Genomic DNA, 13,970 nt, shown 5'->3' on the forward strand with positions numbered 1-13,970 from the left:
TAAGATCATGCTCAAGATATTGATCTGGCGTATGTTCTTTTCATTCAGGCGATTCCGCCTGAACGGAACATGCGCGAGGGGAGAGGCATGCATCCGGTTCTGAAAACCGTACTGCAGCGCTTGGGACTTGGATTGCTGACGCTGTTCGTTGTGTCGGTCTTGATCTTCGCGTCCCTTGAAATGCTGCCTGGTGGCTTTGCACAAGCCATTCTCGGACAAGGGGCCACGCCGGAAACGGTGGCGGCCTTCAATCGTGAACTCGGTCTCGACCGGCCAGCAACCATTCGTTATCTTGAATGGATCTGGAACGTGCTCCACGGCAATTTCGGCTATTCCTATGCCGGCGCCGGCGGCTCGATCAAGAAGAGCGTTTCCGCCATCATCGCGCCGCGCCTCTACAACACCTTCTTCCTCGCCATCATGACGGCGGTCATCGCCGTGCCGCTCGCGCTGTTCCTCGGCATCATGGCCGCGCTCTACCGCAACAGCCTGTATGACCGGGCCGTCAACGCCGTGACGCTGACGACCATCGCAACGCCGGAGTTCTTCATCGCCTATCTGCTGATGTTCTTCTTGGCCATCAAGGTGAGGTGGTTCCCGTCGCTGTCCACCGTGTCCGAGGATACCTCCTTCCTTGAGCACATCTATCGCGCTGCGCTTCCCGCCATCACCCTCACCCTCGTCATCGTCGCCCACATGATGCGCATGACCAGGGCCGCGCTGATCAATCTGTTGTCCAGCCCCTACATGGAAATGGCCCGCCTCAAGGGTGTGTCGCAGCGCGACGCGGTCATCCAGCACGCCCTGCCCAATGCCTGGGCGCCGATCGCCACCGTCATCGCCTTCAACCTGGCCTATCTTGTGGTCGGCGTCGTCGTGGTTGAAGTCGTCTTCGTCTATCCGGGCATCGGGCAGCTGATGGTCGACTCCGTGTCGAGCCGCAACATGCCGGTGGTGCAGGCCTGCGCGCTGATCTTCGCGGCCACCTACATCCTGCTCAACCTGTCGGCCGATATCGTGTCGATCGTCACCAACCCGCGGCTGCTGCACCCCAAATGACCGCGCAAGCCCCACAACTCCGCTCCGTCCGCGCCCGCCGTACACTGTGGGAAAACACACGGCGCACGCTCGCCTCCGCGCCCATCAGCGCCTGGTTCGGCATGATCGTCATTGTGATCTATGTGCTGGCGGCCATCTTCGCCCCCTGGCTCGCGCCCTATGGCGAGGCCGAGGTGGTGGGCAGGGCCTATCAGCCCGCCAGCGAGCAGTTCCTCCTCGGCACGGACCAGATCGGGCGTGACCTGTTCTCGCGCCTCATCTATGGCGCGCGCAACACCATCGGCATCGCTTTCCTCACCACGCTTCTGTCTTTCGCCATCGGCGGCACGCTGGGCGTGCTGACCGCGCTGAAGCGCGGCTGGCTGGACCAGGCGATCTCGCGCGTCGTCGATGCCTTCCTGGCGATCCCGGTGCTGATCTTCGCGCTCATGCTGCTGGCGGTGGCCGGCAAGAGCATCCTCAACCTGATCCTCATCCTGGCGCTGCTTGACTCGACCCGCGTGTTCCGCCTCGCCCGCGCCACGGCGCTGAACGTCGTGGTGATGGACTATGTCGAGGCCGCAAAGCTGCGCGGCGAGAAGATGGGCTGGATCATTTTCAAGGAAGTGCTGCCCAACATCCTGCCGGTGCTCATCACCGAGTTCGGCCTCAGGTTCTGCTTCGTCTTCCTCACCATTGCCGCACTGTCCTTCCTTGGCGTGGGCATCCAGCCGCCCACCGCCGACTGGGGCTCCATGGTGGCGGAGAGCAAGACGCTCATCACCTTCCCCGTCCATACCTTTCCCTGGATCCCGGCGCCCTTCTACCCCGCCATGGCGATCGCGCTGCTGACGGTGGCGATCAATTTCGTGGTGGACTGGTTCCTCCACAAGACCAGCGGTCTGCGCGATGAAAAGTGACAACAGACAACGCGTGAAGGGCGAGGCCCTTCTCGAAATCCGCGGCCTCAGGATCGAGGGCAATTCGGATGGCGTGTGGCACCCCATCGTCAAGGGGGTGGACCTCACGCTGAAGCGCGGCGAGGTGCTGGGGCTGATCGGCGAGTCCGGGGCCGGCAAGTCGACGATCGGGCTTGCCGCCATGGGCTTCGCCAGGCCCGGCTGCCGCATCGTAGACGGCGCCATCATGTTCGACGGCATCGATCTGCGTGCCGCCCCGGAAGACGCGAAACGGAAGCTGTGGGGCGCCCGCATCGCCTATGTGGCGCAGAGTGCGGCGGCCTCCTTCAACCCCGCCCACAGGCTGATCGACCAGACGGTCGAAACAGCGGTGCGCGACGGGCTGATGACGCGCGACAAGGCGGTGGCCGACGCCATCGATCTTTATGGCCGCCTGCAGCTGCCAAATCCGCGGACCATCGGCGAGCGCTATCCGCACCAGGTGTCGGGCGGGCAGCTGCAGCGCGCCATGACGGCGATGGCCATGTCCTGCCGGCCTGACCTCATCATCTTCGACGAGCCGACGACGGCGCTGGACGTCACCACGCAGGTCGAGGTGCTGGCGGCGATGCGCAACATCGTCGAGGAGTTCCACACCGCGGCGATCTACATCACCCACGACCTCGCGGTGGTGGCCCAGATGGCCGACCGCATCATGGTGCTGCGCCACGGCCTCGAGGTTGAGGAAGCCCCCACGCGCGAGATGCTGCGGGAGCCCAGGGAGGACTACACCAAGACGCTCTGGGCCGTGCGCAAGCTCGCCAAGGAAGAATCGATCAGCGATGACGTGACGCTGAGCGTGCGCAATGTCGATGCGAGTTATTCCGGCGTGGTCAAGGTGCTCGACAATGTCACCGTCAGCCTGCCGCGCGGCCGCACGGTTGCCGTGGTGGGCGAGTCGGGCTCCGGCAAGTCGACGCTGGCGCGCGCCATCACCGGCCTGCTGCCGCCCGCCAGGGGCGAGATCCTGTTCAACGGCAAGCCCCTGCCGCGCGCGCTGAAGGACCGCGACAAGGACACGCTGCGCCGCATCCAGATGATCTACCAGTCGGCGGACACCTCGCTGAACCCGAAGCAGACGGTCCGCGACATTCTCGGCCGCCCGCTCGAGTTCTACCACGCCGTCAAGGGTGCGGCGCGCGACCGCAAGGTGGCGGAGCTGCTCGACTCGATCGAACTCGACGAGAGCTACATCGACCGCCTGCCGGGCGAACTCTCCGGCGGCCAGAAGCAGCGCATCTCGATCGCCCGCGCGCTTGCCGCCGGGCCTGACATCATCATCTGCGATGAGGTGACCTCGGCGCTCGACCAGATCGTGCAGGAGGAAATCCTGACGCTGCTGATGAAACTGCAGAAGGACACCAACGTCTCCTACCTCTTCATCACCCATGATATCGCCACGGTGCGGGCGATCTCGGACGAGATCGTGGTCATGCACCGCGGCAAGGTGGTGCAGCAGGGGCCCAAGACGCAGGTGCTGAACCCGCCCTTCCCGGCCTATACGGAGCTCCTCCTCTCCTCCGTCCCGCAGATGGACCCGGACTGGCTCACCAACCTCCTCGCCGAACGCGCCAGGGCGAAGGTCAAGGCCTGAGGACCGGCAATCTTGGCCGAACAGCGCAGCACCGGCGGCAGCCGTTACAGCGGGTCGGGCGAGGGTGAGGCCGCCCTGCTTCTCGGCGGCGGCTCCGCGCATCTGCGCGCGGGCCTTGCCGGCGCCTTTCGCGTCATCGCGCCCGAACTTGGCGCCGGCGATCCGGTTGCACAGGTCTTGCGGCTGCTGGATGATCTCGGCATCGCCTCCGCCAACATCATCGGGCACGGGGCGGCCGCGGCCGTTGCCCTTGGCGTCGCGGCGGCCCATCCGCACCGGGTGCGCCGCATCGTGCTGCTCGATGCGGTGCCAGAGCATGGCGGGCCGCCCGTGCTCTGCCCGGTTCTCATCATCGCCGGGCAGGTGCACGGCCAGGAGGCCGAGGCCCTGGCCCGCCAGCTGCAGCGCGGCCGCGCTGCCGCCGCATCCGGCGATGTCGAAGCCCAGATCGCCGCCTTCCTCGCCGAACGCCTGAGCACATTCGACAACCGGGAGCTCCGCTCCGCCTTCGGCAGCTTCATGACCGGCGTCACCATCGTGACCACGGCGGGGGCGGATGGCCAGCCCCGCGGCTTCACCGCCAACAGCTTCACCTCCGTCTCGCTGGAGCCGCCGCTCCTGATGATCTGCATTGGCAAGCAGGCGGCCAGCATGGAGACCTTCCGCACCGCCCGTGGCTTCGCCGTCAACATCCTGTCGGAGGCGCAGAAGGACACCTCCGTGCTCTTCGCCTCGAGGCGCCCCGACAAGTTCGAGGCCACCGGATGGCGCGCCGGCCCCTTCGGCAATCCGCTGATCGAGGGCTCCGCCGCCTGGTTCGACTGCGCCCGCTATCGGGCGATCGACGCCGGCGATCACATCATCCTGTTGGGCCATGTCGAAGCCTTCTCTTATTCGGATGCGAACCCGCTGGGTTATGCGCGCGGCCATTACATCACCCTGGGCCTCGAGCAGGCGGCCGTGAATGCCGCCTCCTCCGCCAGCCGCACCGTGGTGGGGGCGATCCTCGAGAACGACAACCGTCTCGTGCTGCTGCCCGACCCGTCACGCCCCAGCGGCCTGGCGCTTCCGGAGGTGGGCCGCCACGGCCATTCGGGCAGCGCCTCGCAGCTCCACGAGCTTCTGCAGCGCGAGGGGCTTGACGCCACGCTCGGCTTCCTCTTCGCGGTTTTCGAGAAACCGGGCACGCGCGAGCAGTGCATCTACTATCGCGGCGAGGCGCTGCTCCATGCAAGAGGCCGCACCGTGCTCGCCGGTTTCGAGGACATCCCGTGGGACCGGCTGCCTGACGAGGCCACCCGGTCCATGCTCCGCCGCTATGCGGCAGAGCGCAAGATCGGCCGCTTCAACGTCTATTCCGGCGACCACCGCCAGGGCACCGTGAAGGCCGTCGATTAGAGAGCTATCAGGTCAAGAGGCTGTCGGGCTGGCGGACGCCTCCCGGGAATTGACGGATACTTGCCGCCGCGCTTTGATGGGCCATGCTCAAGGCCACCATCCAGGATGCCGCGGCTGAGGCGGGTGTCGGCTTCGCAGCCGCCGGCCGGGCGGTCCGCGGCAGCGCCGCGGTGCTGGCCGATGGTGTCATCGGCATCCATCTCCGCGACAATATACCTTAGGAGGACCGCGCATGTATCTGGGACTGGACTTCGGCACATCCTCCGTGAAGGGCGTCTTGATCGACGCGAAGCAGAAGATCATCGCCACCGCGTCGGCGCCCGTCAGGGTCTCGCGCCCTGAGCCCGGCTGGTCGGAGCAGAACCCGGAGGACTGGTGGAAGGCCTGCAACACGGTGGTGAAGACGCTCGGCAAGCTGAAGCCCAAGGCGATTGCGGCGGTTGAAGGCATCGGCCTCTCCGGCCAGCAGCATGGCGCGACGCTGCTCGGCAAGGATGGCAAGGTGCTGCGCCCCTGCATCCTGTGGAACGACGCGCGCTCCTTCCGCGAATGCGTGGACATCGAGACGGCGGAGCCGCGCGCGCGGGAAATCTCCGGCAACATTCCGCTCGCGGGCTTCACCGCGCCGAAGCTGCTCTGGGTGAAGAAGCACGAGCCGAAGATCTTCTCGGCGGTGGCCAAGGTGCTGCTGCCCAAGGACTATATCCGCTTCCGCATGACCGGCGAATACGCCTCCGACATGTCGGATTCCTCCGGCACCTACTGGCTCGACTGCGCAAGGCGCGACTGGTCGGAGAAGCTGCTCGCCGCCGGCAGCATGAGCATCGAACAGATGCCGAAGCTCCATGAAGGCACCGATGCCACGGGGCGCCTCACGGCCGCGGTCGCCAGGTCGTGGGGCATGCCGAAGCGGCCCGTGGTGGCGGGCGGCGGCGGCGACAATGCCGCGGCGGCCTGCGGCATCGGCGCCGTCACCGACAACGCGGCCCTCGTCTCCATCGGCACATCGGGCGTCATGTTCGTCTCGAACGACACGTTCCGCCCCAATGCCGGACGCGCCGTCCACGCTTTCTGCCATGCAGTGCCGGGCGCCTGGCACCAGATGGGCGTCATCCTCTCCGCCGCCGCGAGCCTCGAATGGCTGGCGGCGATCCTCGGCAAGCCCGCGCCGAAGCTCACCGCCGCACTCGGCTCCAAGCTCGCCGGACCATCATCCGCGCTGATGCTGCCATATCTTTCGGGCGAGCGCACGCCGGTGGCCGATGCGCAAATCCGCGGCCTCATCATGGGGCTTGGCCACGAGAGCGGCCACAAGACGCTCACCCATGCGGCGCTCGATGCCGTGGCCTTCGCCTTCCGCGATTCGCTTGAAGCGCTTAAGGATGCGGGCACCGGGGTGACGCGCGTTACAGCCGTCGGCGGCGGATCGAGGTCCGAACTCTGGCTCAAGATCATTGCCACCGTGCTGGGCGTGCCGGTCGATCTCCCCGCCGCGGGCGACGTCGGCGGCGCCTTCGGCGCGGCCCGCCTTGGCATGATCGCCGCCACGGGCGCCGACTTCCGCAAGGTGCTCACCGCGCCGAAAATCGCCCGCACGATCAAGCCCGAACCCAAGGCGCGTGACGCTTACGAGGCGCATTACCGCCGCTATGCGTCGATCTATCCCGCCATCAAGGAGATTTACCGCTGATGTCCGCCTTCTATTCCATCAAGGAGCCGATCAGGTACGAGGGGGCCAACGCCCGAAGCGAAATTGCCTTCCGCTGGTATAATCCGGACCAGGCGGTGATGGGCAAGACGATGCGCGAGCACCTGCGCTTCGCCATCGCCTATTGGCACACGCTGTGCTGGCCGGGCGGCGATCCCTTCGGCGGCGACACCTTCCAGCGCCCGTGGCGCCACATGCCGGATGAAATGGCTGCGGCCCGCATGAAGGCCGACCTGATGTTCGAGACGCTCGAACTGCTGAACGTCGACTTTTTCTGCTTCCATGACCTTGACATCGCCCCCGAAGGCAAGTCGCTGAAGGAGTTCAACGCCAACGTCACGGAGATCGCCAAGCTCTTCGAGAAGAATATGGCGGCGAAGAACAAGAAGCTTCTCTGGGGCACCGCCAACATGTTCTCCAACCGCCGCTTCATGGCGGGCGCGGCCACCAACCCGGACCCGGACGTTTTCGCCTATTGCGCAGCCCAGGTGAAGCACTGCCTCGACGTGACCAAGGACCTCGATGGCGCCAACTATGTCATGTGGGGCGGTCGCGAAGGCTATGAGACGCTGCTCAACACCGATATCGGCCGCGAGCTGGAGCAGGCCAAGCGCTTCCTCGCCATGGTTGTCGACTACAAGCACAAGATCGGATTCAAGGGCCCGATTCTGATCGAGCCGAAGCCTAAGGAGCCGACCAAGCACCAGTATGACTATGACGTGGCCACCGTCCACGCGACGATCGCCGCGCTCGGCCTGCAGAAGGACGTGAAGGTCAACATCGAGCAGAACCATGCGATCCTCGCCGGCCACACCTTCGAGCACGAAATCGCGCTCGCCGCGGCGCTCGGCATCTTCGGCTCGATCGACATCAACCGCGGCGACTATCAGTCGGGCTGGGACACCGACCAGTTCGCCATGAACATCCCCGAAATGTCGCTGGCCTTCCTCGAAATCCTGAAGGCCGGCGGCTTCACCACGGGCGGCCTCAACTTCGACGCCAAGATCCGCCGCCAGTCCATCGATCCGGACGACATTCTCCATGCGCATGTGGCTTCGATGGATGCCTGCGCGCGCGGCCTGCTGATCGCCGCCACCATCCTCGAGGATGGCAAGCTCGGCAAGGCCGTGGCGGATCGCTACGCCAAGTGGAACGAGCCCAGGAACAAGGCCATGCTCGAAGGCAGGGAGACGCTGGAGTCGATTGCCGGGCGGGCGCTCGCCGAAGGCCTCGACCCACAACCCAATTCCGGCAGGCAGGAGCGCCTCGAAGCGCTTCTCAACTCTTACATCTGATCAGTCCAGGGAGGACCCGACATGCCGACCGATATCAAGGGACCCGCGATCTTCCTCGCCCAGTTCGCGGGCGATGCAGCACCCTTCAACTCATGGGATTCGATCACCAAATGGGCTGCCTCGCTCGGCTACAAGGGCGTGCAGATCCCCAGCTGGGACGGCCGCCTCTTCGACCTGAAGAAGGCCGCCGGGTCCAAAACCTATGCCGACGAGGTTCTGGGTGTCGCGCGCGCCAATGGCGTCGAGGTGACCGAGCTGTCGACGCACCTTCAGGGCCAGCTCGTGGCCGTGCACCCGGCCTATGACGAGGGCTTCGACGCCTTCGCGCCCGCCGCGGTCCACGGCAAGCCGAAGGACCGTCGCGCCTGGGGCGAGGAGCAGGTGAAGCTCGCCGCCAAAGCATCCCAAAACATGGGCCTCACCAGCCACGTCACCTTCTCCGGTGCGCTCGCCTGGCCGTTCATCTATTCCTGGCCACCGCGCCCGCCGGGCCTCATCGAGGAGGCCTTCGACGAGCTCGCGCGGCGCTGGAAGCCGCTGCTCGACACCTTCGACGGGCATGGCGTCGATGTGGGCTACGAGCTCCACCCCGGCGAGGACCTGATTGACGGCATCACCTTCGAGATGTTCCTCGAGCGCCTCGACAATCATCCGCGGGCCCGGATCAACTATGACCCGTCGCATTTCGTGCTGCAGCAGCTCGACTATCTCGACTTCATCGACATCTATCATGAGCGGATCTGCGCCTTCCACGTGAAGGACGCCGAGTTCAACCCCACGGGCCGGCAGGGCGTCTATTCGGGATTCCAGCCCTGGCTCAAGCGCGCGGGGCGCTTCCGCTCGCTGGGCGACGGGCAGGTGGATTTCGGCGCCATCTTCTCCAAGCTCGCCGGCCACAATTACGACAGCTGGGCGGTGCTCGAATGGGAATGCTGCATCAAGGATGCCGGGCAGGGCGCGGCCGAAGGCGCGCCCTTCATCGAAAGCCACATCATCAAGACCACCGCCAGGTCCTTCGACGACTTCGCGGGCGGCAAGCCGGACACCACCAAGGCCCGCCGCATGCTCGGCCTGGCCTGATCGGAGGAGAACATCATGGTATCGGGACGCAGCGACGCGAACGCGGGCCGCATCCGGCTCGGCATGGTGGGCGGCGGGCAGGGGGCCTTCATCGGCGCCGTGCACCGCCTCGCCGCCCGCATGGACGACCAGTATGAAGTCCTGGCCGGCGCCCTCTCGGCTGACGCGAAGAAGGCCAGGGCCTCCGGCGCGGAACTGGGGCTCGCGCCCGACCGCATCTATGTCGGCTTCCATGAAATGGCGAAGGCGGAGGCGAAGCGGGCAGACGGCATCGAGGCCGTCTCCATCGTGACACCCAACCACGTGCACGTGCCCGCGGCGCTCGCCTTCATCGAGCAGGGCATCCACGTCATCTGCGACAAACCGCTGGCGCTGAGCCTCAAGGAGGCGAAGCAGCTGGAGAAGGCGCTGGCCAGGCATCCGGACATCATCTTCGCCCTCACCCACAATTATTCGGGCTACCCGATGATCCGCCAGGCCAAGGCCATGGTGAAGGCGGGCGAGCTCGGTGAAATCCGCATCGTGCAGGGCGAGTATCCGCAGGACTGGCTTACAACCGCGATCGAAAAAACCGGCCAGAAGCAGGCCGAATGGCGCACCGACCCGAAGCGCTCAGGCTCGGGCGGCTGCGTGGGCGACATCGGAACGCACACCTATCAGCTCATGTGCGATGTCTCGGGGCTCAGCGCGGACGAACTCTCGGCCGATCTGACGAGCTTCGTGAAGGGCCGCGTTCTGGACGACAACGTGCATGTGATGCTGCGCTTCAACAATGGGGCGCGCGGCATGATCTGGGCCAGCCAGGTGGCGCCGGGCAACGAGAACGGATTGAAGCTTCGCATCTATGGCGCCAGGGGCGGCCTCGAATGGGCGCAGGCGGACCCCAACTATCTCTGGCATACGCCCTTCGGCGAGCCGAAGCGGCTGATCACCCGCGGCGGCGCGGGCTCCGGCCCCGCCGCGGGTCGGGTGACGCGCGTGCCGCCGGGCCACCCGGAGGGCTATCTCGAAGGATTCGCCAACGTCTACACGGAGGTGGCGCGCGCCATCAAGGCGAAGCGGGCGGGCAGGAAGCCGGACAAGGACGTCGCATTCCCCGGCATCGCCGACGGTGTGGCCGGCATGGCCTTCATCGAGGCCTGCGTGAGGTCGTCCGGCAAAAACGGCAAGTGGACGAAGCTGTAGGGCGGATGCGCCGCTCACCGGCTCATGCGTGGTGTGCGGGCATCTTCTTCCACGGCAGCGGAAGCGGGAGCAAGGCGCAAGGACCTCATTTTTCCGGACTCAGAATATGCTTCCTGAGCCTTCTGATGCCGTACCACACCAGGAATACCACGACCGGAATGATGATGATGCTGACGAGCTTCGTCTCCACATGGGCGTATGAGCCAAAACCTTCGATCAGCTTCGAGAGAATGGCGATCAGATAATAGCTGATCGCCACCACGGAGAGGCCCTCGACCGTCTGTTGCAGGCGCAGCTGCTGGTGGCTTCGTTTTTCCATCGACTGCAGCACCTGCTGGTTCTGCGCCTCGAGTGCGATGTCGACGCGGGTGCGCAGCAGGTTGGAGGCGCGTTCGCTGCGCTCGGCCAGGCTCTTGATGCGGTCGCTCACCGCCTGGCAGGTGGCCATGGCGGGCGAGAAGCGGCGGTCGAGGAAGACGCCGATGCGCTGGAAGCTCATCACCTTCTCCTCGCCCAGTTCCGCGATGCGCTTGTCGACGAGGGCGGCATAGGCGCGCGCGGCGGAAAAGCGATAGCTGGTGCGGCTCGAAATTTCCTCCACGTCGCGCGCGATGCGGCTGAGCGAGGTCAGCAGCTCCGCATCCTCGTGGCTCTCGCGCGCCGAGAGCATGTCGGCCGTCACCCTGGAGAGCGCGCGGTCGAGGCCCGCCAGTTCGCCCGTCACCTTGCGCGCCAGCGGCAGGGCCAGCAGCGCCATCATGCGGTAGGTCTCGATCTCGTGGACGCGGCGGACGACGCGGCCAAGCCGCAGCGGCGACAGGCCATTGTCCTTCACCAGCATGCGGGTATAGCCGTCCGGCCCGATGCGGAAGTCGGTCCACACGGCCGCATGGCCGGAGCTGACGACCGAGCCCGCGAGGTCTTCGTGCCCGAACATGCGGATCAGCTCCGCCACGTCCGGCCCCTCCTCCTCCTTGGCCATGATGCGGGTGTGGATGCCGACAAGGCGGGAGCCCGGCAGCCCGTCGACCCAGCCCACCGGCAGGATGACCAGCGCCTCGCCCTTTTCCGGTCCACCCCCGGCCACCACGCTGATGCGGTAGAACTCGCCATGGCGTTCATACTTGAACTGGCCGCCGGCAATGTCGAAGGCATGGTGGGCGGCGCCGGGCGGCGGCGGCTTCACCCCCAGCGCGTCGCAAAGCAGGCGGACGTGATCGAGCGGGTCCGGGTCGCCCTCGGACAGGGTGAAGGCCAGATGCGTGATGCGCGCAGGCGCGACCACGGGCAGGCCGGGGCGACCGTGCAGCTCGTCATTGAGGATCGATCTCAGTTCATGGTCGCGCATGTCAGGCTCTACGAGATATTTCCGCGGCGGGGTCAGCCAAGGCTCGTCCTTCAGCCTTTCCCCGGGGTCGAGCATTGACTATGCTGCACCGCATGGCAAGCGTGCGACAGTCCGACACAGCTTCCCCCCGCAAGGCCGCCCGGCCGGTGCGCCGCCACCGAGGGGTTGTGCCGCCAGGTGATTGCCGAAGGCGGCTATGCGCTGGACGCCGCACTCACCGCGCGGGCGCTGGAGTCGCTGGGCGACGGCCTGTGGGTGGGCCTCGGCGGGGCGGGCTACAGAGCCAGGTGAACGGCGCCCAGGCCCGGCGGGTCATGGCGGCCGCACTCGCCGCGTTCTTCCCCCGGCACTATGCAGCCCACGGCTGACTGGCGCAGCTCGGCTACCCCCTTCCGCGGCGCAGCAAAATCTCTATAACAGCCGCCGCGTTTCAACCCGCCACCATCCGGAGAGCTTCCCATGACGAAAGTCCGTGTCGCCATCAACGGTTTCGGCCGCATCGGCCGCAACATCGTTCGCGCCATCTATGAGTCCGGCCGAAAGGACATCGACGTCGTGGCGGTCAACGACCTGGGCCCGGTCGAGACCAATGCCCATCTCCTGCAGTTCGATTCCATCCACGGCCGCTTCCCTCATGAGGTGACGGTGAAGGGCGATTCGATCTCGATCGGCGCGGACCAGTTCAAGGTCACCGCCATCAAGGACCCGAGCCAGTTGCCGTGGAAGGACTTGGGCATCGACATCGCGCTGGAATGCACCGGAATCTTCACCGCGCGTGACAAGGCGGCGGCCCACCTCACGGCGGGCGCCAGGCGCGTCATCGTCTCGGCCCCGTCGGATGGCGCGGACTTCACGGTGGTCTATGGCGTCAACCACGACAGGCTCACCAGGGATCACATGGTGATCTCGAACGCCTCGTGCACCACGAACTGCCTTGCCCCCGTGGCCAAGGTGCTGAACGATTCGATCGGCATCGAGAAGGGCATGATGACGACGATCCACTCCTACACCGGCGACCAGCCCACCCTCGACACCATGCACAAGGACCTCTACCGCGCCCGCGCCGCGGCGCTTTCGATGATCCCGACCTCGACGGGCGCCGCCAAGGCCGTGGGCCTCGTGCTGCCGGAGCTCAAGGGCAAGCTCGACGGCTTCGCCATGCGCGTGCCGACGCCGAATGTCTCGGTCGTCGATCTCAAGTTCATCGCCAGGCGCGCGACGGCCAGGGAAGAGGTGAACGAGCTCATCCTGAAGGCTGCCGCCAGCGGCCCGCTGAAGGGCATCCTTGGCGCCACCGGCAAGCCCAATGTCTCGGTCGACTTCAACCACGATCCGCACTCCTCGGTCTTCCATCTCGACCAGACCAAGGTGATGGACGGCAACTTCGTGTCGATCCTCTCCTGGTACGACAATGAGTGGGGCTTCTCCAACCGCATGGGCGACACCGCCGCCTATTTCGGCAAGCTGATCGCCTGACCGTGAGGACACGGCCCCTGCTGATTGCCCCCTCCATACTCGCCGCCGACTTCGCGCGGCTGGGCGAGGAGGTGCGCGCCATCGACCGGGCAGGGGCCGACTATATCCACATCGACGTGATGGATGGGCACTTCGTGCCCAACATCTCCTTCGGCGCGCCGATCATGGATTCGATCCGTGGACTGACGAAGAAGCCCTTCGACGTTCACCTGATGATCGCGCCCGCCGATCCCCATCTCGAAAGCTTCGCCAGGGCGGGGGCTGACATCATCACGGTCCATGCCGAGGCCTGCCCCCATCTGGACCGCACCTTGCAGGCGGTCCGCGCCATGGGCAGGAAGGCCGGCGTCTCGCTCAATCCGGCAACGCCGGCCTCCGTGCTGAAGCACGTGCTGGACCGGCTGGATCTCATTCTGGTGATGAGCGTCAATCCCGGCTTCGGCGGCCAGTCCTTCATCCCGGCCATGCTGGAGAAGATTTCCGAAATCCGCGGCATGGTTGGCAACCGCAACATCGACATCGAAGTCGATGGCGGCATCACCCGCCACACCGCGGGCGACGCGGTCCGCGCCGGGGCCAATGTGCTGGTGGCCGGTTCGGCAATCTTCAAGGCCAGGGATTATGCGGCGGAGATCCGGGCCATCCGCGCGGCGGCGACGTCAGTCGCCGTCTGACGCGCTTTCGCATTTCCATTTTCATCATCGCCGGGCTTGTCCCGGCGATCCTTTTTGGTGACCAAAAAAAGAGGCCCGGGACAAGCCCGGGCATGATGACGAGTTGAGACGTGCAGAAGCGCGCGGGGCCTAGTACTACAGTTGCGTCTGCGATAGATTTGTGATTCCTGCCGCTTTTGGCGGGAGGACGACAATGGTCGCGGAGTGGTCGGGCG

General features: G+C 65.8%; 12 protein-coding genes. 11 read left to right on the forward strand and 1 reads right to left on the reverse strand.

Annotated elements, in window-relative coordinates; translation table 11 throughout:
- The first annotated feature begins 87 nt into the window (after positions 1–87).
- The 9 genes from IOC69_RS00270 (at position 88) to IOC69_RS00310 (ending at position 10,257) form a co-directional block, all read left to right on the forward strand.
- On the forward strand, positions 88–1,059 hold the full coding sequence (locus tag IOC69_RS00270; protein ID WP_290541522.1) for an ABC transporter permease: 972 nt from the start codon (positions 88–90) through the stop codon (positions 1,057–1,059).
- Entirely contained in the window at positions 1,056–1,958 is a 903-nt protein-coding gene (locus tag IOC69_RS00275) for an ABC transporter permease (RefSeq protein WP_290541523.1), read from the forward strand. The genes IOC69_RS00270 and IOC69_RS00275 overlap by 4 nt, the downstream gene beginning before the upstream one ends.
- Entirely contained in the window at positions 1,948–3,591 is a 1,644-nt protein-coding gene (locus tag IOC69_RS00280) for an ABC transporter ATP-binding protein (protein ID WP_290541524.1), read from the forward strand. Before IOC69_RS00275 ends, IOC69_RS00280 begins: the two co-directional genes overlap by 11 nt.
- Before the next feature lie 12 nt (positions 3,592–3,603).
- Entirely contained in the window at positions 3,604–4,989 is a 1,386-nt protein-coding gene (locus IOC69_RS00285) for a flavin reductase (RefSeq protein WP_290541525.1), read from the forward strand.
- An 83-nt stretch (positions 4,990–5,072) separates the two neighbouring features.
- The gene (locus IOC69_RS00290; RefSeq protein ID WP_290541526.1) at positions 5,073–5,210 is read left to right on the forward strand and encodes a hypothetical protein; all 138 of its coding nucleotides are present in this window, start codon (positions 5,073–5,075) and stop codon (positions 5,208–5,210) included.
- 11 nt (positions 5,211–5,221) lie between these two features.
- Entirely contained in the window at positions 5,222–6,679 is a 1,458-nt protein-coding gene (gene xylB / locus IOC69_RS00295; RefSeq protein ID WP_290541527.1) for a xylulokinase, read from the forward strand.
- Positions 6,679–7,992 carry a xylose isomerase gene (xylA, locus tag IOC69_RS00300; protein WP_290541528.1) on the forward strand — a complete coding sequence of 438 codons (1,314 nt, stop codon included), beginning with the start codon at positions 6,679–6,681 and terminating at the stop codon, positions 7,990–7,992. The genes xylB and xylA overlap by 1 nt, the downstream gene beginning before the upstream one ends.
- A 21-nt stretch (positions 7,993–8,013) precedes the next feature.
- Positions 8,014–9,072 (forward strand): sugar phosphate isomerase/epimerase, encoded by a 1,059-nt coding sequence (locus IOC69_RS00305; RefSeq protein ID WP_290541529.1) that lies wholly within the window; start codon positions 8,014–8,016, stop codon positions 9,070–9,072.
- Positions 9,073–9,087: 15 nt separating this feature from the next.
- Entirely contained in the window at positions 9,088–10,257 is a 1,170-nt protein-coding gene (locus IOC69_RS00310) for a Gfo/Idh/MocA family oxidoreductase (RefSeq protein ID WP_290541530.1), read from the forward strand.
- An 85-nt stretch (positions 10,258–10,342) separates the two neighbouring features.
- Here the strand turns inward: IOC69_RS00310 and IOC69_RS00315 are convergent, their stop codons facing one another.
- Positions 10,343–11,680, reverse strand: a complete 1,338-nt coding sequence (locus IOC69_RS00315) for a DUF3422 family protein (protein WP_290541531.1) — start codon at positions 11,678–11,680, stop codon at positions 10,343–10,345.
- 384 nt (positions 11,681–12,064) lie between these two features.
- Between IOC69_RS00315 and gap the strand changes: the two genes are divergently transcribed.
- Both gap and rpe read left to right on the forward strand, forming a co-directional pair.
- The gene (gap, locus tag IOC69_RS00320) at positions 12,065–13,081 is read left to right on the forward strand and encodes a type I glyceraldehyde-3-phosphate dehydrogenase (RefSeq protein ID WP_290541532.1); all 1,017 of its coding nucleotides are present in this window, start codon (positions 12,065–12,067) and stop codon (positions 13,079–13,081) included.
- 2 nt (positions 13,082–13,083) lie between these two features.
- Positions 13,084–13,755 carry a ribulose-phosphate 3-epimerase gene (gene rpe, locus IOC69_RS00325; RefSeq protein WP_290541533.1) on the forward strand — a complete coding sequence of 224 codons (672 nt, stop codon included), beginning with the start codon at positions 13,084–13,086 and terminating at the stop codon, positions 13,753–13,755.
- Positions 13,756–13,970: the final 215 nt, after the last annotated feature.

The sequence above is a fragment of the Aestuariivirga sp. genome (assembly GCF_020252405.1).
In the GTDB taxonomy this organism is placed as follows: Bacteria; Pseudomonadota; Alphaproteobacteria; order Rhizobiales; family Aestuariivirgaceae; genus Aestuariivirga.